The sequence below is a fragment of the Pseudomonas sp. BT76 TE3572 genome, assembly GCF_050435365.1.
Lineage (GTDB): Bacteria > Pseudomonadota > Gammaproteobacteria > Pseudomonadales > Pseudomonadaceae > Aquipseudomonas > Aquipseudomonas fluorescens_W.
The window spans coordinates 2,030,300-2,049,395 of the sequence record NZ_JBNDKE010000001.1 but is presented as its reverse complement, the minus strand read 5'-3'; the positions used below and the strand labels follow the sequence as shown (position 1 = coordinate 2,049,395).

At 60.1% G+C, this 19,096-nt stretch carries 18 protein-coding genes; 9 read left to right on the top strand and 9 right to left on the bottom strand.

Going from position 1 to position 19,096, the window contains the following annotated elements; translation table 11 throughout:
• Positions 1–30: 30 nt before the first annotated feature.
• Entirely contained in the window at positions 31–1,377 is a 1,347-nt protein-coding gene (locus ABH912_RS09355) for a 2-hydroxycarboxylate transporter family protein (protein WP_033060044.1), read from the bottom strand.
• Between the two features lie 129 nt (positions 1,378–1,506).
• Here ABH912_RS09355 and ABH912_RS09350 point away from each other — a divergent pair, with 129 nt between their 5' ends.
• Entirely contained in the window at positions 1,507–2,424 is a 918-nt protein-coding gene (locus tag ABH912_RS09350; RefSeq protein ID WP_033060046.1) for a LysR substrate-binding domain-containing protein, read from the top strand.
• A gap of 52 nt (positions 2,425–2,476) precedes the next feature.
• On the opposite strand, the gene leuD is transcribed toward ABH912_RS09350, so the two are convergent.
• From leuD to ABH912_RS09335, 3 genes are all read right to left on the bottom strand, one after another.
• A complete protein-coding gene (gene leuD / locus ABH912_RS09345; protein ID WP_033060047.1) occupies positions 2,477–3,082 on the bottom strand; it encodes a 3-isopropylmalate dehydratase small subunit in 606 nt (201 codons plus the stop codon).
• 3 nt (positions 3,083–3,085) lie between these two features.
• A complete protein-coding gene (gene leuC / locus ABH912_RS09340; RefSeq protein ID WP_429510479.1) occupies positions 3,086–4,507 on the bottom strand; it encodes a 3-isopropylmalate dehydratase large subunit in 1,422 nt (473 codons plus the stop codon).
• 120 nt (positions 4,508–4,627) lie between these two features.
• Positions 4,628–6,226: a winged helix-turn-helix domain-containing tetratricopeptide repeat protein gene (locus ABH912_RS09335; protein WP_429513079.1), complete on the bottom strand. Its 1,599-nt coding sequence runs from the start codon at positions 6,224–6,226 to the stop codon at positions 4,628–4,630.
• Positions 6,227–6,469: 243 nt separating this feature from the next.
• On the opposite strand from ABH912_RS09335, the gene ABH912_RS09330 reads away from it, so the two are divergent.
• From ABH912_RS09330 to ABH912_RS09315, 4 genes are all read left to right on the top strand, one after another.
• Positions 6,470–7,222, top strand: a complete 753-nt coding sequence (locus tag ABH912_RS09330; protein ID WP_033060050.1) for an SDR family oxidoreductase — start codon at positions 6,470–6,472, stop codon at positions 7,220–7,222.
• 42 nt (positions 7,223–7,264) lie between these two features.
• Complete coding sequence (locus tag ABH912_RS09325) at positions 7,265–7,678, top strand: cupin domain-containing protein (protein WP_033060052.1); 414 nt, start codon at positions 7,265–7,267, stop codon at positions 7,676–7,678.
• A 74-nt stretch (positions 7,679–7,752) separates the two neighbouring features.
• Complete coding sequence (locus ABH912_RS09320; protein ID WP_429510478.1) at positions 7,753–8,850, top strand: HlyD family secretion protein; 1,098 nt, start codon at positions 7,753–7,755, stop codon at positions 8,848–8,850.
• Positions 8,847–10,442: an MFS transporter gene (locus ABH912_RS09315; protein ID WP_429510477.1), complete on the top strand. Its 1,596-nt coding sequence runs from the start codon at positions 8,847–8,849 to the stop codon at positions 10,440–10,442. The genes ABH912_RS09320 and ABH912_RS09315 overlap by 4 nt, the downstream gene beginning before the upstream one ends.
• Positions 10,443–10,450: 8 nt before the next feature.
• On the opposite strand, the gene ABH912_RS09310 is transcribed toward ABH912_RS09315, so the two are convergent.
• Positions 10,451–11,305, bottom strand: coding sequence for a LysR substrate-binding domain-containing protein (locus ABH912_RS09310; RefSeq protein WP_429510476.1), 855 nt, complete (start codon positions 11,303–11,305; stop codon positions 10,451–10,453).
• Between the two features lie 147 nt (positions 11,306–11,452).
• On the opposite strand from ABH912_RS09310, the gene ABH912_RS09305 reads away from it, so the two are divergent.
• Genes ABH912_RS09305 through ABH912_RS09290 form a run of 4 tightly spaced genes read left to right on the top strand, consistent with a single transcriptional unit; the run spans position 11,453 to position 15,677 of the window.
• Positions 11,453–12,505, top strand: coding sequence for an agmatine deiminase family protein (locus tag ABH912_RS09305; protein ID WP_429510475.1), 1,053 nt, complete (start codon positions 11,453–11,455; stop codon positions 12,503–12,505).
• Positions 12,506–12,509: 4 nt separating this feature from the next.
• Positions 12,510–13,418 (top strand): N-carbamoylputrescine amidase, encoded by a 909-nt coding sequence (gene aguB, locus ABH912_RS09300; RefSeq protein ID WP_429510474.1) that lies wholly within the window; start codon positions 12,510–12,512, stop codon positions 13,416–13,418.
• 1 nt (position 13,419) lies between these two features.
• A complete protein-coding gene (locus ABH912_RS09295) occupies positions 13,420–14,523 on the top strand; it encodes an extracellular solute-binding protein (protein WP_429510473.1) in 1,104 nt (367 codons plus the stop codon).
• Positions 14,524–14,552: 29 nt separating this feature from the next.
• Positions 14,553–15,677, top strand: a complete 1,125-nt coding sequence (locus ABH912_RS09290; protein ID WP_429510472.1) for an agmatine deiminase family protein — start codon at positions 14,553–14,555, stop codon at positions 15,675–15,677.
• Between the two features lie 38 nt (positions 15,678–15,715).
• On the opposite strand, the gene phnE is transcribed toward ABH912_RS09290, so the two are convergent.
• From phnE to ABH912_RS09270, 4 genes are read right to left on the bottom strand one after another with little or no spacing between them, the layout of a single operon-like run.
• Complete coding sequence (phnE, locus tag ABH912_RS09285) at positions 15,716–16,483, bottom strand: phosphonate ABC transporter, permease protein PhnE (protein WP_429510471.1); 768 nt, start codon at positions 16,481–16,483, stop codon at positions 15,716–15,718.
• Positions 16,480–17,307, bottom strand: coding sequence for a PhnE/PtxC family ABC transporter permease (locus ABH912_RS09280; protein ID WP_429510470.1), 828 nt, complete (start codon positions 17,305–17,307; stop codon positions 16,480–16,482). Before ABH912_RS09280 ends, phnE begins: the two co-directional genes overlap by 4 nt.
• A complete protein-coding gene (locus ABH912_RS09275; RefSeq protein ID WP_033060070.1) occupies positions 17,301–18,098 on the bottom strand; it encodes a phosphonate ABC transporter ATP-binding protein in 798 nt (265 codons plus the stop codon). The genes ABH912_RS09280 and ABH912_RS09275 overlap by 7 nt, the downstream gene beginning before the upstream one ends.
• The gene (locus tag ABH912_RS09270; protein WP_429510469.1) at positions 18,095–18,946 is read right to left on the bottom strand and encodes a putative selenate ABC transporter substrate-binding protein; all 852 of its coding nucleotides are present in this window, start codon (positions 18,944–18,946) and stop codon (positions 18,095–18,097) included. Before ABH912_RS09270 ends, ABH912_RS09275 begins: the two co-directional genes overlap by 4 nt.
• Positions 18,947–19,096 lie beyond the last annotated feature (150 nt).

Sequence of the window (19,096 nt, the reverse complement as noted above, 5' to 3'; positions counted from 1 at the left end):
AGTTAAGGAATGAGTCCTATGGACTCGCTATTAAACAAACATCCGCAAAAGAATAGTCGCCAGGATCACCGTCGACGCACCGCCAATGCGCGTGGAGATCTGTGCAAACGGCATCAGCGACATACGATTAGACGCTGACAGGATCGCAACATCCCCGGTGCCACCAAGGCCGCTGTGGCAGCAGGTCACGATGGCTGATTCGATGGGGTACATTTTCATCAGGTTGCCGATGAAAAAACCTGCGACGGTCATTGAGACCACGACGGATACGCAGACCAGTACATAGCCGATAGAAAAGACTTTTACGACGCTATCAAGCGGGACATACAGCATGCCCAAGCCGATCATTACTGGCCAGATGAAGGCGGCGGAAACCAGCTTGTAGAAAGTGTTGGCGCCTTTTTCCAGTTTTTCGGGCAGAACGCGGACGTACTTAAAGAGTACGGCTGCCAGAATCATCATGACAGGGCCGGGAATACCCACGACTTTCTCAAGCAGTCCGCCAAGGACGAAGAAGGCGCAGATGACCAAAACGCCTGCCCCCATCACTCTGAAATCAATAACCGAGCTGCTCTCTTCTTTGACCTGGAATTTGTCATTTTCGTCCTTGGCACGAATCAGTGAACCCTCGCCATTCAGATGCGGGCGTTTCAGCGCCAGACGAGCCAGGTAGCCCGCGCAGATAATCGCCGCGATGTTGCCGACGACAGCGGCAGGCGCCAATTGCGCAACATAGATGTCCGGTGTGCCACCGAGGATCGCCGAGTAGGCCAGCGACAGCGGCAGAATCCCTTCACCGATACCCCCGCCAATGATCGGCACAATGATGAAGAAGAAGGTGTGATGGAAGCTGTAGCCGACGAGTTTGCCTACGATCAGTCCACTGCCCACGGCAGCCAGGGTTCCGACAAGCAGAGGTATGAACATCCTTATCATGCCTTGGACCAGGATGAAGCGACTCATCCCCAGAATGCTGCCCACGACCAGACTGGCAATCACGAAGTACAGAAAGTTGGCTTCCTTCATCAGCATTTTCGTAGCGTCAATCGTGGCGGGCCCGAAGAAGCCGTAGAACACCAGAATCGATGGCAACATCAAGCACAGAATGGCGCCTCCGCCGATGTCCTTCAAAATTGGCAGGCGCGAACCCAGTTGGCCGAAGAACACGCCCATCGTCATGATGACGGCCAGCCCTCCGATCATGTTTTTCGGTAAAAAACCCAAGTGAGCCGACAGATAAACTATCACGGCGATGCCGAGAAATATCGGTAGTGGGATCACGCCAATTTCGTAGGCACACAGGCTACGCAGGCGTTGACGAAACCCGGCATCAGGGGCTTCGTCGATTTTCAGGGATGGCTCATAAGACTTGTTCATGTCGCTATTTCCTCATGTTGTTTTTATCGAGGATTCAGGAACTCACGGTTAACCAGGCGCTGGTTACCACTCGGTAATTCGATGCTATCCTTCGCAAATAGCGAGATAAATAGCGGAACTATGAGGCGTATGAACACGAAACGTGATCAATTTCCCTTGCCGGAAGACCTGAAGGTCTTTCTGACCGTCATTCGAAAAAATGGCTTCGCGAGCGCCGCAGAAGAGCTGGGGTACTCACCTGCCTACATCAGCAAACGTATTTCGGTACTTGAGTCGACTCTTTCTACAAAGCTGCTGCACCGCACGACAAGACGTATCGCACTGACCGACGACGGTGAGCGAGTCCGGATGTGGGCAGAGAAGTTGCTGGGCGACTTCGACGATTTTGTGGGTGAAATATCCGAGGCGCGGCACCAACCTACGGGTTCGCTGCATATTTGCAGCAGCTTCGGTTTTGGACGCAACCACGTAGCGCCGGCCATCTGCAAGTTGTCGCAGACCTACCCAAAACTCGATATCCGCCTGGACGTATTTGACCGTGTCGTCGATCTCGTCGGTGAGGGGTTCGACCTGGAAATAAGAGTGGGGGATGACCTGCCAGGTCAGCACCTGGGCCGAAAACTTGTGAGTAATCGACGCGTGTTGTGTGCGACGCCGGAGTACCTGGAGCGCCGAGGCATGCCTCACTCGCTGGATGACTTGAAAGACCATGATTGTCTGGTACTGAAAGAGCGTAATAACGCATTTGGCGTCTGGAACCTGACAAAGGATGGACAGGAAGAGTCGGTGCGTGTCAGCGGCCCTTTGTCCTCTAACAGTGGTGAGATCGTTCTGGAATGGGCCTTGAGTGGCGGTGGGATCTTGTTGCGGTCGATGTGGGACGTCAAACCGATGCTGGAACAAGGGCGACTGGTGCAAGTGCTTCACGAATACACTCAGAGTGCGAACGTATGGGCTGTGTACCCCACCAGGCTCAGCCAGTCGGCGAAACTGAGGGTTTGTGTCGAGTTTCTCGAAGAGTATTTTCGCGATCTATCAGTCGAGTAATGCACGGGCGGTGGATCAACCGGGCCATCTACCGCCAATGCATGCCTTGCTATTACAACCAGGGATTTTCCGACAGGTGCTGAGCTTCAAAACTTCGAATTTGCTCGGCACGTTGAAGCGTGGTGCCAATGGCATCAAGCCCCAGCAGCAACGATTGCTTGCGCAACTGATCGATCTCGAAGGGAATGACCGCGCCGTCAGCCAGCTCGATTTTTTGCTCTGGCAGATTCACGCGGATCTTCGCTGTTTCTGCGTTGCTGATAACGCCCGCAATTTGTTTCAGCTGAGCCTCAGACACTTGAATGGCAAGTACGCCATTGCGCTGGCAGTTGTCGTAGAAAATGCCGGCAAAACTAGTGCCGATCAGCGCGCGGATACCCACCTGCTTCAAACCCCAAACGGCGTGCTCGCGACTTGAACCGCAACCAAAGTTGGGTCCGACTACCAAAAACGCCGCATCGCTCCACGCCGGTTGGTTGAGGATGAATGCTGGGTTTGGCTCCCCGGATTCAAGGAACCTCAAATCAAAAAACAGTCCTCTGTCTAACCCCTTGCGATCAATTCCCTTAAGGAATTGCTTGGGCATGATCACGTCGGTGTCGATGTTGGAAGCCAGAAACGGGGCGGCGCTGCCACTCACTGTATCGAAAGGTTGCATGCTTCAAGCCTCCAAAGCGAAAGAACGAACGTCGGTCAAATGCCCGGTTATCGCAGCAGCGGCAACCATGGCAGGACTCATCAAGTGAGTACGTGCACCGGCGCCCTGACGTCCTTCGAAATTACGATTGGTGCTGGATGCGCACCGATCACCGGGTGCGAGTACGTCGTCATTCATGGCCAGGCACATCGAACAACCTGATTGGCGCCACTCAAAACCGGCATCCAGGAAAATCTGCGCAAGTCCTTCTTCTTCGGCTTGGTTACGTACCAGGGTTGAACCGGGAACAATCATTGCCCGGACATGAGTAGCAACATGCTTGCCGCGCACAACTCGGGCTACATCACGCAAGTCTTCGATTCGTGCATTGGTGCATGACCCAATGAATGCATGACTGATCACTACGTCGCTGAGTGGCATTCCTGGTTGCAGGCCCATGTAGTCCAGCGCTCGTTGCATACCTTGGCGCAGAATAAGGTCTGGCTGTGTGGCTGGATTTGGCACATAACCGCCAACCGGTGCGGCCTGATCAGGGCTGGTCCCCCATGTGACCATGGGCTCCAACGCGTCGACGTCGAGCGTGACTTCACGATCAAACACAGCGCCTTCGTCGCTATGCAGTCCTCTCCATTTAGCGACTGCCTGCTTCCACATTTCACCTTGAGGTGCCCGGGGCTTGAGTTGCAGATAGGCAAAAACCTTATCGTCCGGCGCCATGAGTGCGCCCCTGGCTCCTGCTTCTACGGCCATGTTGCAGATGGTCATTCTGGCTTCGACGCTGAGGTCGTTGATCGCCGACCCTACAAACTCGATCGCGTAACCCGTGGCACCCGAAGCCCCAATCTTTTCGATCAGCGCCATGATGATGTCTTTGGACGTCACACCTGTCCCAAGTGTCCCATTCACGGTGACTCGCATGGTCTTCAGCCGCTTGTAGACCAGTGTTTGCGATGCCAGCAGATGCTCGATTTCAGAGGTGCCGATACCGAAACCAAACGCGCCTAATGCACCATAGGTCGTGGTGTGACTGTCACCCGCGGCGACGACCATTCCCGGCATGATAAAGCCTTGCTCGGGAGCCACGACGTGTTCGATACCCTGGCGCTTGTCGAGCACGTCAAACAGTTCAATACCGAAGTCACGGCAGTTTTCTTCGAAGTACGACACCTGCTGTGCGCCGCCGGCGTCCGGCATGGTAGCAATGCGAATAGGCGAAGTCGGGTTAACGTGGTCGACCACCGCTAGCGTTGCGCTCGGGCGCCAGACTGTGCGGCCGGCTTCACGCATACCACTGAATGCTTGCGGACTGGTGTATTCATTAGCGACCTGGCGGTCAATGTACAAAAGCACATGGCCTTGGTCATCGAGAGGACAAACAGTGTGACTGTCGATGTGCTTCTGGTAGAGCGTTCTAGGGCTGTTCATGGAGTGGGCTCTTTCTCTGTCTTATGCGAGATCACGGGTTCAACCTATGAACAGCATATTCATCGCAGATTCTGCATCAAGAGCACAAAAGTAAAGGCGTTGCGCACGAATTGTGAATAATCACTCGGGCAACCCGGCCAGCCGCAGTCCATCCGCGAGGCGCGCGAGATCCTCGGGTCGTTGGATGGGCAGCCAGTCCTTCAGGTTGGAGATGCGCAACGAGGGTTCCAGCTCGTGCAGGCGTTGTATCGCCTGCTTGGCTTTGTCCATTTGCCCGGTGAGCGCATGACTGGCCGCCATCAGGGCAACCGAGGGCAGGAGAGTGGGCAGGTTTCCCAGCGCCTTCTCCGCCCAGGCCGAAGCAGCGTCGAAGCGCCCGGCGAAGAAATACGCGAGCGCCATTCCCACCTGCATCCGGAACATTTCCGGGTCCAGTGGACTCAAGCGAACGGCATGGCTCAAATGTTCGATCGCTTCGTCTGTTTCACCGCGCAGTGCGCGCAGGATACCGCCCAGGAACCAGGCAGGGGCGAGGTTGGGATTGAGCAGGCGTGCCCTGTCGAGCAGGGCAATGCCGCCATCGACATCGCCAGCGAGATGGGCAAGCGCATGTCCGCCTCGCGTCAGTGCCACTGCATCATCCCGGCCGAGTGCCACCGCCAGCCGCGCAAGCCGTATGCCTTCGGCGATCTCTCGAGGCCGATCGCTCATCCAGCCATTCAACTTGCGCCAGAAGTGACACCAGGCTGCCATGCCATAGGCCGATGCAAATTCCGGATCGAGTTCGATGGCTTTGTAGAACAGCGGCGCCGCCACGTCGATGGCTTCCCGAGTGCCGCTGTGCAGTTTTGCCATGCCGCGCAGGTAGTAGTCGTAGGCGTCCAGGCTTTCCGTCGGTTTGCGCTTGGCGCGTTCGATTTCCGCCCGTTCCAGCTGCGGCGCGATGGCGCCGACGACGCTTTCGGCGATTTGATCCTGCAGGTCAAAGATGTTGTCGAGCAGGCCTTCAAAGCGCTCCGCCCAGATATGCGCCCCGGTTGTTGCGTCGATGAGCTGCCCGGTGATGCGTACCTTGTTCCCGGACTTGCGCACGCTGCCTTCGAGCACGTAGCGCACGCCGAGCTCCTGGCCGACGCCCTCGGCGTCCACCGCACGGCCCTTGTAGGTGAAGCTCGAATTGCGGGCGATGACGAACAGCCAGCGGATACGCGACAGGGCGGCAATGATGTCCTCGACCATGCCGTCGGCGAAATACTCCTGCTCCGGGTCGCCGCTCAGGTTGTGGAAGGGCAGGACGGTAATGGACGGCTTGTCCGGGAGGGCGAGCGAGGAGGGAGGTGTTTGCTTCGGGTCCACGGGCGCGATTTCGCCGGTGCCAGGCCCGTCAGGTTGTCGTGCTCCGTCGATCTCGCCGACCTTGATCTCGCCTACGAAGCGGTAGCCCTTGCGGGCGACCGTGCGCACCAGGCGCTGTTCCTCGCCGGTATCGCCGATGGCCTTGCGCACCGCATTGATGTGGCTGGTGATCGTCGATTCCGAGACGATCCGGCCGTTCCACACCGCCTTGAGCAGGTCGTCTTTGCTGACGACGCGATCGCGGTTGTTGACGAGCTGCAGCAATAGATCGAAGGCCTGTGGCCCGACGGCCACGACTTGCCCGCGCAAGGTCAGTTCCCGGCGCTCCTGATCGAGCACGTAGTCTTCAAACACGAATGGCAAGGTGTGTATCCCCTGGTCGAGCGCCCTCGACTCCGTGTCCGAGCTGGCGATTGGTACATGGTGCCGATAATACGGCAGCACGTAGCCCACTGCACCGTCCAGCAAGCGACTTCTTTGGACAAAAAACCAAGCTTGCCCGAAGACAAACTCAAGGTCGGCACAAGGACTTCCCTCACGCACGCGGGCACTCTCTTTCTACCTCGACAGCAATGGTTGCCGTCGAAAAGCGTAGGAAGAGAACCCATGAAGATCGTCGTCATCGGAGGCACCGGCCTCATCGGATCGAAACTTGTGAAGAACCTCCGCGAGCGCGGCCATGACGTGCTCGCCGCCGCCCCCAGCACGGGCATCAACAGCGTCACCCGCGAGGGCCTGGCCGAAGCGATGGATGGCACCGATATCGTCGTCGACGTGGCGAACGCGCCTTCGTGGGAAGACCAGGCCGTCCTCGATTTCTTCGAAACGTCGAGCCGTAACCTGCTGGCTGCGGAAGCTGCCGCCGGTGTTCGTCATCACGTTGCCCTGTCGATCGTCGGTAGCGAACGGCTGCCCGAAGCAGGCTACTTCCGCGCCAAGGTCGCGCAGGAAAACCTTATCAAGGCGTCCGGAATTCCTTACACCCTGTTGCGTGCCACGCAGTTTTTCGAGTTTGTCAGCGGCATTGTCCAGTCGTTCGCCGTCGGCGAGGAGTTTCACGTTTCGCCAGCGCTGATCCAGCCGATAGCGTCCGACGACGTGGTGGCGGCGCTGACCGATGTCGTGCTGGCAGCGCCGGTCAATGGCACGGTTGAAGTCGCAGGTCCTGAAGCCATGCCCCTCGACGATCTGGCCAGGCGCTTTCTGCGGGTAACCCAGGACAACCGTAAGGTCGTGCCGGACGTGAATGCGCGCTACTTCGGCGCTGTGCTCGACGATCAATCGCTGACCGCCGGCAAGAACGCGCGCCTGGGCGCGATCCGCTTCGAGGACTGGCTCGCTCAGTCGACGGTCCGGTAACGATTCGCGCCATCACGTCCCCATCCACCAAGGAGCAATGTCATGGTCACTCGATTTGTATTAGCCGCGCTCTTCGCAGCGCTCTCGATCAGCGCAGTGTCGGCCGCTGAGCCGCCCGCCGGAAAGGTGACGGTCGTGTTTGACCGTCCCATTCCCAATATCCCTGGCAAGAGCATGAAGGGCGTAGTCGTCGAGTATGGGCCGGGCGCCGCGTCGCCATCCCACACCCATCCGAAAACGGCCTTCATCTATGCAACGGTCCTGGAGGGCTCGTTTCGCATCAAAGTCAAAGGCCAGCCGGAAAAGATCTACCACGTCGGCGAAAACTTCGTAGAGGAGCCGGGCTCCGTACACGAAGTCAGCGCCAATGCCAGCGACACCCAATCCGCACGCCTGTTGGCCGTGTTCGTCCTCGACAGCGATGAAAAGACGCTCGTTACACCTATCAAAAAGTGAGCTGATCAGCCCGGCGGCAGACCACTGCCGCCCGTGGCTGCTGCAGTCCCAGGCATTGAACAGGAAATGACAACATGAACGCGCTTCAGGACAAGGCCGCCATTGCCACCGGGGCAAGCGCCGAGATCCCTGTCGTGGTGACACGGCAAAGCAAGAGAAAGAAGATCGGCATCCTGCTGTGCATCGGTGCCGTGGTGGTCTTGGCGGGCGGGTGGGCCCTGGCGCTTACGAGCGGTGCAACCTCCACCGATAACGCTTACGTGCGCGGCGACGTCACCTCGCTCGCCGCAAAGGTTGCCGGCTATGTCACTGCGGTCGAGGTCGAGGACAACCAAACCGTGCGGGCCGGTGACGTCCTGTTCCGTATCGATGATCGGGACTATCGCGCACGGCTGGCGCAAGCCGTGGCCAATGTCAGCGCTGCCCAGGCTCGTCTGAGCCATGTCGATGCAGAAACCCAGCTTCAGCGTGCCCTGATTCGACAGGCCGAAGCCCAGAGACGCTCGGGCGTGGCCGAGATGAATCTGGCGAACAAAACCCATGATCGCAGCCGCAAACTCATTCTCAGCAACGCGGTCAGCCAAGCCCTCGTCGATGAAAGCGACGCGGCACGATTGAGAGCCGAGGCGACGGTATCCGGCGCTTCCGCAACGGTCGAGGCGCAACAGCAAGGCATCGCCGTCCTCGTGGCGCAGCGCGAAGCTGCCGTGGCTGCGGTGACACAGGCGCAGGCCGCACGCGATCTTGCCCAGATCGATCTCGACAGCACCGTGGTACGCGCGCCGGTGGATGGCGTGGTCGGTAACCGCCAGGTTCGCATCGGCCGCTTTGTTACGACGGGCGTTGCCTTGCTCGATATCGTGCCGGTCAACGACGTATGGGTGGTGGCGAATTTCAAGGAAACCCAGCTCGAACAAATCCGCCCCGGTCAGCGCGTGCGCATCACGGTCGACGGCTACCCCAGCGGGGTACTTGAAGGCGTGGTCGACAGCTTTGCACCGGGTAGCGGGTCGGCGTTCAGCCTGCTCCCCACCGACAACGCGACCGGCAACTTTGTGCGTGTCGTGCAACGCGTTCCGGTGAAGATCCGGCTGGTCCACAACCCGTTGCCGGGCCGCATCGTGCCGGGCCTGTCCGCCAGGGTCGAGGTTGCGCACGGGGAGGGATCATGAACGCGGATGCCAGCGCGACGCGGAGCAACACCAGCGTTACGACCGGTGTCTTGCTCATGGTGGGCATCGTGCTTGCCACGCTGACGGAGGCGATTGCCAGCACCGTTCTGTCGCTCGGACGCGGCGACATCATCGGCGACACCTATGCCACGCCTGATGAGTTCGCCTGGCTGGATATCGGCTACACCGCGCTCAAGCTGATCGGGTTCATGACCGCGCCTTGGCTGCTGACGCGTTTTAATCCGCGTCATGTGATCATCGGCTCAACTTTGGTCATGGGCGTGGCATGCGGGATTGCCGCCCTCACGGCTCGGCTGGACCTGCTGATCGCGCTTCGAATTGTTCAGGGCTTCGCTGGCGGCACCCTGCTGGTCGGGGGGCAGGCGATCATATTTCGCACCTTTGCGCGATCTCGCCAACCCATCCTTCAAGCCCTGTTTGCCATGGGCGCCGTTGTCGCGTCCGCGACGCTCGCCCCGGCCCTTCAAGGGTGGTTGATAGATAGCCAGTCCTGGGCATGGATTTTCTTCTGCGTTGTTCCGGTCGCCCTGGCGGCGACCGGACTTCTGCTGATCGCAGACGACCCGATGCCCGCCAAGGCCCGACACCATCCGTTTGACTGGGTCGGCTTCGCGCTGATGTCTGCGACGCTGTTCTGCTTCACTTACGTTCTCAGCCAGGGCAGCCGATGGGACTGGTTCGAAGAGCCACGCATCTTCTGGCTGACCGTGATCGGCGCAGCCGCGCTGCTGGCATTTCTCGGCCAACAAGTGTTGGCCAAAGGCCAAGGTCTGCTCGACTTCACCCTGTTCAAATCGAGCGATTTTTGCTTCGCCTTTATCGTCAGTTTTGTCGCCGGTGCCGCGTTGTTCGGCAGCGCGTTTTTGATCCCGGCGTTCGCCCTGTCGGTCCTCGCGTTCACGCCTACCGATGCCGGCCTGCTCCTGTTGCCCAGTGGCGGGTTGTTTATCGGCGGACTCCTCATATCCGCCTGGCTGATGCAGGTCCGCCGCGTTCCGCCGGTTGCCACCGTGCCCTTTGGCATCCTGATGATCATGGTTGCGATGTGGATGCTGTCCGGTTCGACCAGCGAAAGCGGCACAGACGACATGATGGCAGCCATCCTGTTGCGCGGTCTGGGCCTTGGCTTTCTCTTTCTGTCGATCACGCTGATCGCGTTCAGCGACCTCAACCGCCGCAACCTCGCCTGCGGAATAGGCCTCTTCAATACGGGGCGCCAGTTGGGTGGCCTGATGGGCGTCGCAGGGCTCCAGACTCTGATCGACCATAACGTCTTCGCCAATGCAGTGGTCCTCGGCGCCAATGTCACCCCGGGAGGTGCCGCGGTCATTGAACGGCTGACGACCACGACAGCCATGCTGTCGGTGAAAGGGATGGATGCAGCGGCCGCTGGCCGGGCAGCGGTGAGCCTCCTGGGCCGGGTCGTGTCAGGTCAGGCCACGGTGATTGCCTTCGACACCGCGTTCATCGCTGTCGCCCTGCTTTTTGTAGTCGCCGCACCCATGCTGGTTGGCATCAAGATCGGACTCTCGAAATACGCGAAAGCACGTGCTGCGCGAACCGTAGCGTGAGGCTTCACTCAGTCCAGGTTACCCAGCAGCCACTCACTGAAGCTTCGCGCCAGCGCATTATTCTCACTGTCACGATGGGTCAGCATGGCCCAGTTCGGGCCGCGAATGGTTTGTTCCACCAAGGGTTGCAACAATCCTTGGTCGCGCGCCTGCCGACTCAATAACTGGCTGACCAGGGCGATACCGAGCCCCGCGCACGCGGCGTCCAGCAGCAGGCCGGGGTCGGAGAAATTCAGCCCCTGATCTTTCTGGCCGACATCGATGCCAGCTTCCACCGCCCAGTGACTCCAATCCATTTCCCGCTCGCCATGAAGGGTGGTGCGCTGTTCCTGTGGCAGCGCCAACAGGCTCGGGTGACACGCCGGATAGAGACGGTCGGCGTGCAACACCTTGAAGCTGCACTCGGCTTGCGAACTGATGTCGTCGCGCACGGCGAGGTCGATGGTCTGGGTGGTCATGTCCGGGACTTCATCGGTACTGAAAATCCACAGATCAACGTCCGGGTGCTCGCGGCGAAAATCCCCCAAGCGTGGCATCAGCCAATGGCGAGCGAACGCCGGGGTGGTGTTGAGGACCAGTTGGTTGGGTTTCTGGTATTGCCCCAAGCGGCGAATGCCGACGGCCAGTTGTTGCAGCAATGCCTGGGTGGTGCTGAGCAGGTCGTGACCGGCATCGGTCAGGCTGACGCTGCGTCCACTGCGAAAAAACAAGGGTTGTTCGAGGTACGCCTCAAGGCTGCGGATCTGCTGACTGATCGCCGATTGGGTGAGGTGCAACTCGGCGGCCGCCTTGTGGAAACTGCCCAGCCGGGCGGCGGCTTCAAAGCCGCGAAGGGTGCTGAGTGGCGGCCAGTGCTTGAGCATGCTGATAAGTTCCTCTAATCATTTCTATGCAAAATCCATCGTTTGTTTGCCTGATTTTACGGCCGTAGCATGCATGCCAGGACCACCAAAGCAGTTTTGTTGAACACAATGGCTTAACTAAAAGGGCTTTTTATCATGCAGCATGCCATGCAGCAGAATGAAATTCGAAACAGCGGTTGGATGATGCCGGCCGAGTGGGTCAGGCACGCCGCCACCTGGATGGTCTGGCCGCACAATACGGCACTCTGGGAGTCCGGTTGGGGCGTGACATTGCCTCTGGTGCAAGAGGACTTCGCTCGCGTGGCCAACGCCATCGCCCGTTTCGAACCGGTGAAACTGGTCGTCGACCCTTCAGCTGTCGCCAGTGCCAAAGCGTTATGTGGGCCGAACATCGAATTGATCGAGCTGGCGGTCAACGACAGCTGGTGCCGGGACTCCGGTCCGAGCTTCGTCTGCCATCCGCAACATGGCCTGGCCGGGGTGAGCTGGCGCTTCAATGCGTGGGGCGGCAAGTCGGCCCATGATCTGGACGAAAACCTGGCTCGTCGCGCACTCAATCACTTGGGCGTGGAGTGCTTTGGCACACCGCTGAGTAATGAAGGCGGGGCCATCCATGTGGACGGCGAGGGCACGCTGATCACCACCGAGTCGGTGTTGCTCAACCCCAATCGCAACCCGGGCATGAACAAGGCGGAGATGGAGGAAATATTCACCCGTCTGCTGGGCGTGAAGAAGACGATCTGGCTGCCGGGCGATCCGGACTATGTGACCGGTGACATGACCGATGGCCACGTCGATGGCGTGTGCGCGTTCGCCCGCCCTGGCGTGTTGCTGGTGGACGCCACCCACGACCAGCACTCGGTGTATGCCGAAGTGGCCCGCGAAAACCGTCGTGCCCTGGAGCTGGCCACCGATGCCCGAGGCCGACAGTTCGAACTGATCGAATTGTATGAAGCCAGCGATGCCGTGGACACCGAAGCTGAAGTGTTCTGCGCCTCCTACACCAACTTCTACATCGCCAACGACGCCGTCATCATGCCGGCCTACGGCATTGATGCCGACAACGTCGCGGCCGCCGTACTGCGGCAGGCATTTCCGGGACGCGAAGTGGTGCCAGTGCGGATCAATCACCTGGCCCATGGTGGTGGCGGTGTGCATTGCATCACCCAGCAACAACCCGCCTGGCCAGTGGAGGGTTGATGCCATGACACTTCTGACCATCGCCACCACCCAAATGCCCTGCACCTGGGACCTGCAACACAACCTCGATCAGGCCGAGCAACGGGTGCGCGAGGCCGCGGCCAAGGGCGCCCAGGTCATCCTGTTGCAGGAGCTGTTTGCCACGCCGTATTTCTGCATCGAGCAAAGCCACAAGCACCTGGAGCTGGCCGAGGAATATCGATACAGCCACGTGCTCAAGCGCTTTGCCGCATTGGCCAAAGAGTTGGGTGTGGTGCTGCCGCTGAGCTGGTTCGAGAAGGCCGGCAATGCCTACTTCAATTCCTTGAGCGTGGCCGATGCCGATGGGCGCTTGCTGGGGGTGTATCGCAAGACCCACATTCCCAACGCCATTGGCTATCAGGAGAAGGAATACTTCAGCCCCGGCGATACCGGTTTTCGTGTCTGGGACACGGCGTTCGGGCGCCTGGGTGTCGGGATCTGCTGGGATCAGTGGTTCCCCGAAACCGCGCGTTGCCTGGCGTTGATGGGCGCTGAAGTCTTGCTGTTTCCCACCGCCATCGGTTCCGAGCCTGGCTGCGCGACGCTGGACTCCCGTGACCACTGGCAGATGACCATGCGCGGCCACGCCGCCGCCAACCTGCTGCCGGTGGTGGCCGCCAACCGCATCGGCCGCGAGGTGGCTACCACCGATCCTGCCCTGCAAATGAGCTTCTACGGCTCGTCCTTTATCTGCAATCACAAGGGCAAGTTGCTCGCCGAGGCCGACCGCGACAGCACCGGCGTGCTCGTGCACAGCCTGGATCTGGCGGCCATGGCCGAAGAGCGCTTGAGCTGGGGCATTTACCGCGATCGCCGTCCGGACATGTACGGCGCGCTGTTGACTCAGGACGGTCGTCACACCCATGCACGCTGGAAGACTCAAGAGGTTTGATATGCACTCGATCAATAAACTGTTGAGCGGCGCCTTGGGCCTGGCGCTGGGCTGTGCCTTGCCGGCGCTGCACGCGGAAGAGAAAACCCTCCGGCTGTACAATTGGGCCGACTATTTTGCCGAGGACACGCTGGCCAGATTCACCGCCGAAACCGGGATCAAAGTGATCTACGACGTCATGGATGGCAGCGAGACGCTGGAAGCCAAAATGCTCGCCGGCGGCAGCGGTTATGACCTGATCTTCCCGGGTGACACCGTCGCCGAACGCTTGATGCGCGCCGGCAGCCTGCAACCGCTGGACCGGTCAAAACTCACGGCCCTGAATGACATCGAACCTGGCTTGCAGAAGCTGCGAACGCATTACGAGTTTTCGCGCCAGGCCACCGTTCCCTACACCTGGGGCACCATCGGCCTGACCTACAATGCCGAGCAGATCAAACAGCGTTTGCCAGATGCTCCCGTTAACAGCCTCGACATGTTGTTCAAACCGGAACTGGCGGCCAAATTTGCCGACTGCGGCATTTCGATGATCGACTCGCCGGACGAAGTGCTGGCCGTCGTGCTCAATTATCTGGGCCGGGAGCCACGCAGCGCCAAGCCCGAGGACCTGGCCGCGGCGAGTGAGCTGCTGCTGAAACTTCGGCCGTACATCCGCAAGTTCCAGTCGCAGCCGGTCACCGACCTGGTGAACGGCAACCTGTGCCTGTCGCTCGGTTACAGCGGGGACATGACACAGGCGCAACGGACGGCGGATTCCGCCGGCAAGAACGCCATGTTCCAATACCGTATCCCCCGTGAAGGCACCACGGTGTGGATGGACACCATGGCGATTCCGGTCGACGCCAAACATCCGGAATACGCCTATGCCTTCATCAACTTCGTCATGCGCCCGCAGAACATGGCCGCCATCAGCAACTTCACCGGCTACCCCACCTCCAATGCCAAGGCGCGTGCGAGTGTCGATGCGACCATGCGCAACAACCCGGATATTTACCTCGACGAAGCCACTTACGCACGGTTGATCCCGGGCAAGGACATTCCACAGCCCGATATGCGGGCACGCATGCGCACCTGGACCAAGTTCAAGACGGCCACCGCGAAATGATTTCAGACACTCATTCCAGGGATCAACACATGTCGACGCGTCGTGAGTTCATCAAGCAAGTATCGGTAGTCGCCGGTTTGGGCGTGGCAGCGTCTATCGGGCTTGGCCTGACACCCCTGCGCGCACAAGCGGCGACCTCCGGCAGTTGGCGTATGCCGGATGAGGGCGACAAGCATCAGCGGGCCTTCATCGCCTTTGGCGCACAGGAAGCGATCTGGGAGGATTTCACCCCCGACGTACAAGCAGCCATTGGCCTGATCTCTCGTACCCTCGCGCGATATGAACCGGTGACCGTGTTCTGTCGCGAGCGAGAACGGGAGATGGCCGAAGAGCACTGCGGCACAGCTAACATCACCTACGTCACCACCGAACTCGACGACATCTGGATGCGCGATATCGGCGCCAACTTTGTCATCGATGGGGACGGCGGGCTCGGCGCCGTGGATTTCAACTTCAACGGCTGGGGCAACAAACAACAGCACAGCGAGGATGCGCAACTGGCCGCTCTGGTTGCGAGCACCGTGGAAGCCCGTCATATCCGCAGTGAGTTGGTAGGTGAGGGCGGTGGTATCGAAGTGGATGGTCACGGCACGGGGATCATGACCGAAAGCAGCTGGATCAATGCCAACCGCAACCCCGATTGGAGCAAGGCCGAGATCGAGCAAGAGCTGAAAGCGCGCCTGGGCTTGCGCAAGATCATCTGGCTGCCGGGGATCAAAGGTAAGGACATCACGGATGCCCACGTCGATTTCTATGCCCGTTTCGTCAAGCCAGGCGTTGTGATCGCCAACCTCGACAATGACCCTCAGTCATACGATTACAGCGTCACGGGTGCCCATCTGGACATTCTCAACAAGGCCACGGATGCCGATGGCCGCAAGCTGCAGGTGCATACCGTGTCGCCACCGCTCAACCCTCGAAAGAGCAAGTTCAGCCGCAACAACCCGGACTTTGCCGCTGGCTACATCAACTACTTCGTGATCAACGGGGCGGTCATTGCGCCCGAGTTTGGTGATCGGGCGGCAGACTCCAAAGCCTTTGATTTGCTGTCCGAACTCTACCCGGACCGTGAGGTGGTGCAGCTCAACATCGACGCGATTTCTGCCGGTGGCGGCGGAATCCACTGTGTGACCAGCCACCAACCGTTGGCTTAGTCTGGATCAACGCTTTGCCATCCGGTTTTGCGAAGCCGTCAGGCCTTGACCCAGCGTTGACGGCTCCAGCTGCTCAATGTGTCGACGGCCAATACCAGCAACAGCATCGCCAGAATGACCGTACTGGCTTGAGCTTCCTGGAACAGGCTGAGGCTCACATAGAGCATTTGCCCCAAACCTCCGGCGCCGACGAAGCCGAGCACACTGGCCATGCGGATATTGTTTTCCCAGCGGTACAGGATGTAGGCCAGTAGTTGTGGCAACAGATTGGGCAGTGATCCGTAACAGAACGCCCATACGGCATTGCTGCCCTGCAGGCGGATGGCTTCGGCTGGTTCGGGTGGGGTGTTTTCCAGCGCTTCGGCGAACAGCCGGCCGAGCACGCCGGTGGTGTGCAAGGCCAAGGCCAGGGTGCCGGCATTGGGGCCGAGTCCGGCGGCCAGGACCATCAGCGCAGCCCACACCAGTTCCGGAACCGCGCGCAAAGCGTTGAGCACCAAGCGCGACGCGCTCTGCAAAGGCCAGCCGAAGCGCCCGGCCGCGGGCAATGCCAACAGCAGGCCGAATACTGCCGCGAGCAGGGTGCCAAGGGCGGACATGGCGATGGTTTCCAGGGCACCGTGGCCGATGGCTTGCAGATGGTTCGCGCTCAAGTCCGGGCTGAGAAAACGTTGTGCATAGGCGCCCATTTGCTTCAGGTTGCCGCTGCCACCCAGTTCGCCGAGGTCGATGCCCAAGTAGATGAACGAGGCGACCACCGCGGCGCCGATACACAGGAGCAGCATCAGGTTGATCAGGCGATTCATGCCAGCCTCCAGCGCAGCAGGCGGCTGAGTTGATCGGCGAGCAGCACCAGGACGAGAAACGTCAGTAACAGACTGGCCACTTCACCGCCGGCGAACATGCGCAACGACAAATCCATTTGCTGGCCCAGACCACCGGCACCGACGAAACCCATCACCACCGAGGCGCGGATTGCGCACTCCCAGCGGTACACCGTGTACGACAGCAATTCCGCAGCGACATTGGGCAGGATCCCGTAGAAAAAGGCTGAGAGCCGACTGCTGCCAGCTTGCAGCAGCGCGTGGGCCGGGCGCTGATCGACCGACTCGAAAATTTCCGCGTAGACCTTGCCCAGCATGCCGCTGTAGGTAATGGCGATGGCCAGCACCCCGGCCGTCGGGCCGAGGCCGACAGCACGCACGAATAAAAGCGCCCAGACGATTTCCGGCACGCTGCGCAGGAAGATCAGTAAACCGCGCACCGGCCAACGTAGCAGTTGACCCCAATAGCCCGGGTGGCCGGCACGGGAGGCGGCAGACAGCGACAGAGCCCGACTGGCCAGCAGGCTGGCCGGGACGGCTAACAGCAACGCCAGAGCCATGCCCGCCGTGGCGATAGCCAGGGTCTGCAAGGTGGCTTGCACTAACAGCTCAATGAATTCCTCGCCATGGGCCGGTGGCCAGAAGGCTGAGACAAATCGGCCCATTTCGCTCTGACTGTCACTCGCCACCAGCACACCGAGGTCCAGCTCGCTGAAGCGAATGCCCGGCCACAGCAGGGCAAGGGCCAGCAAGGTGAGCAGCAAGCGGGGCCAGGTGGCCGGATCTCGGGTATCACGGGTCAGCATCGGGGAATCTGCACACTCAAGGGCGCCGGAGTAATCGGTGGCGATTGCAGCTGCTCGTTGGCGTAGAGCTTGTCGAGCAACTCGCGGTCGACTTCGCTGGCCGCAAGGTCGAACAGGATCTGTCCGTCACGCAAACCGATGATTCGCGAAAAGTGCGCCAGGGCCAGTTCCACCGCATGCAGGCTGGCGACCAGGGTGACGTTGTTCTGCCGGGCATGGCGGCAGAGCACTGACAGCGTGTGCTGGGCCAACACCGGGTCCATGGCTGACACCGGCTCATCGGCCAGCAACACCTCGGGCGCTTGATACAACACGCGGGCAATGCCCACGCGCTGTAGCTGTCCACCGGACAGTTGCTGACATAGCGCGAACAACTTGTCGCTGAGGTCGAGCCTGGCCAATGCCGCGCGTGCGCCCGGAATATCCACCGGATGCAGCAAGTTCAGCAGGCTTTTGCCCAGCCCCCACTGACCCAGCTTTCCAGCCAGAACCGCGGTGACCACGCGCTGACGCGGTGGCAGCGGGGGCGCTTGATGGATCAGGCCGATGCGCGCGCGCAGACGCTGACGCTGGCGGGCAGACAGCTGCCAGGCATGCTCGCCGAGCACCTGCAGCTCACCAATGTCCGGTCGCAGGGCGGTGGCCAGCAGGTTGAGCAGGCTCGACTTGCCCGCGCCAGACGGACCGATGATGGCGACCTGTTCGCTGGCGCCGATGTGCAGGTCCACGCCGCGCAGCGCCTGGACGCCGTTGGTGTGGGTCAGGCTGACCTGGGTCAGATGCAACGTCATTTGAGCAGTTCGGCGGCGCGTGCGGCTTCCTCGATGCCCTTGTAATTCTCGGGTTTGGTTTCGATGAATCGGCTGGCGGCCTGCAGATCCAGAATCTCCTTGTCCTTGGGATTCGACGGATCGAGCGCCAGAAAGGCTGCCTTGATCTTGGCCGCCAGCGCCGGGTCTAGAGTCCCGCGCACGGTCCAGTTGTAGTCGTAGTAGGCCGGGGTGGTCGCAAACACTCTGACCTTGGTGGTGTCGACCTTGCCGGCGGCGACCAGTTTTTCCCACACGCTGGCGTTCAGCACCCCGGCGTCCACCTTGCCGGCCTGGACCCAGGCGACAGTGGCGTCATGGGCGCCGGAATAGCCCACGCGACTGAAGTAGGTTTCCGGCTTGATGCCATCCTTCAGCATGAAATAGCGCGGCATGAGACTGCCTGACGTGGAGGACACCGAACCGAAGGCGAAGGTCTTGCCCTTGAGGTCGGCGAGGGAGTTGACGGCCGGGTCGGCGGTGATGAATTTGCTGGTGAACTGGGCGTCCTGTTCGCGCTGTACCAGCGGAATGGCATTGCCGGTTTTCAGGCGTGCCTGCACGAAGGTGAAGCCGCCCAGCCAGGCCATATCGATTCGGTCGGTGGCCAGCGCCTCGACCACGGCCGGATAGTCGCTCACGGGAACGAACTCCACCTTCATGCCCAATTGCTGTTCCAGGTAGGCACCCAGCGGCTTGAACTTGCGCAGCAGTTCGGTCGGGGCTTCATCAGGAATGGCGCTGACTTTCAGGGTGTCGGCGGCCTGCGCCAACAGGCTGCAAAAAGACAGCGTCACGCCGACAGCCAATGCCAGGGTACGGTTGAGCATGAAAATTCTCCGGTGCATTAAGGCAAAATGTCGATACGCCGAGCGCAAGCTGGTTGCCGCATGGCGCATTGTGAGGGTAGACGAAATGGAGCGAAATTGACCGCTTTTGGCCTGGCATCATCATGTTTCATGACCGCCCGTAACCCGGCA

Excerpts from the sequence above, each read along its gene's own strand:
- ABH912_RS09355 (WP_033060044.1), bottom strand. The coding sequence starts at position 1,377 with ATGAACAAGTCTTATGAGCCATCCCTGAAAATCGACGAAGCCCCTGAT.
- ABH912_RS09305 (WP_429510475.1), top strand. The coding sequence starts at position 11,453 with ATGCAGCAGAATGAAATTCGAAACAGCGGTTGGATGATGCCGGCCGAG.
- ABH912_RS09320 (WP_429510478.1), top strand. The coding sequence starts at position 7,753 with ATGAACGCGCTTCAGGACAAGGCCGCCATTGCCACCGGGGCAAGCGCC.
- ABH912_RS09290 (WP_429510472.1), top strand. The coding sequence starts at position 14,553 with ATGTCGACGCGTCGTGAGTTCATCAAGCAAGTATCGGTAGTCGCCGGT.
- ABH912_RS09310 (WP_429510476.1), bottom strand. The coding sequence starts at position 11,305 with ATGCTCAAGCACTGGCCGCCACTCAGCACCCTTCGCGGCTTTGAAGCC.
- aguB (WP_429510474.1), top strand. The coding sequence starts at position 12,510 with ATGACACTTCTGACCATCGCCACCACCCAAATGCCCTGCACCTGGGAC.
- ABH912_RS09315 (WP_429510477.1), top strand. The coding sequence starts at position 8,847 with ATGAACGCGGATGCCAGCGCGACGCGGAGCAACACCAGCGTTACGACC.
- ABH912_RS09325 (WP_033060052.1), top strand. The coding sequence starts at position 7,265 with ATGGTCACTCGATTTGTATTAGCCGCGCTCTTCGCAGCGCTCTCGATC.
- leuD (WP_033060047.1), bottom strand. The coding sequence starts at position 3,082 with ATGCAACCTTTCGATACAGTGAGTGGCAGCGCCGCCCCGTTTCTGGCT.
- phnE (WP_429510471.1), bottom strand. The coding sequence starts at position 16,483 with ATGAATCGCCTGATCAACCTGATGCTGCTCCTGTGTATCGGCGCCGCG.
- ABH912_RS09330 (WP_033060050.1), top strand. The coding sequence starts at position 6,470 with ATGAAGATCGTCGTCATCGGAGGCACCGGCCTCATCGGATCGAAACTT.
- ABH912_RS09295 (WP_429510473.1), top strand. The coding sequence starts at position 13,420 with ATGCACTCGATCAATAAACTGTTGAGCGGCGCCTTGGGCCTGGCGCTG.
- ABH912_RS09270 (WP_429510469.1), bottom strand. The coding sequence starts at position 18,946 with ATGCTCAACCGTACCCTGGCATTGGCTGTCGGCGTGACGCTGTCTTTT.
- leuC (WP_429510479.1), bottom strand. The coding sequence starts at position 4,507 with ATGAACAGCCCTAGAACGCTCTACCAGAAGCACATCGACAGTCACACT.
- ABH912_RS09280 (WP_429510470.1), bottom strand. The coding sequence starts at position 17,307 with ATGCTGACCCGTGATACCCGAGATCCGGCCACCTGGCCCCGCTTGCTG.
- ABH912_RS09275 (WP_033060070.1), bottom strand. The coding sequence starts at position 18,098 with ATGACGTTGCATCTGACCCAGGTCAGCCTGACCCACACCAACGGCGTC.
- ABH912_RS09350 (WP_033060046.1), top strand. The coding sequence starts at position 1,507 with ATGAACACGAAACGTGATCAATTTCCCTTGCCGGAAGACCTGAAGGTC.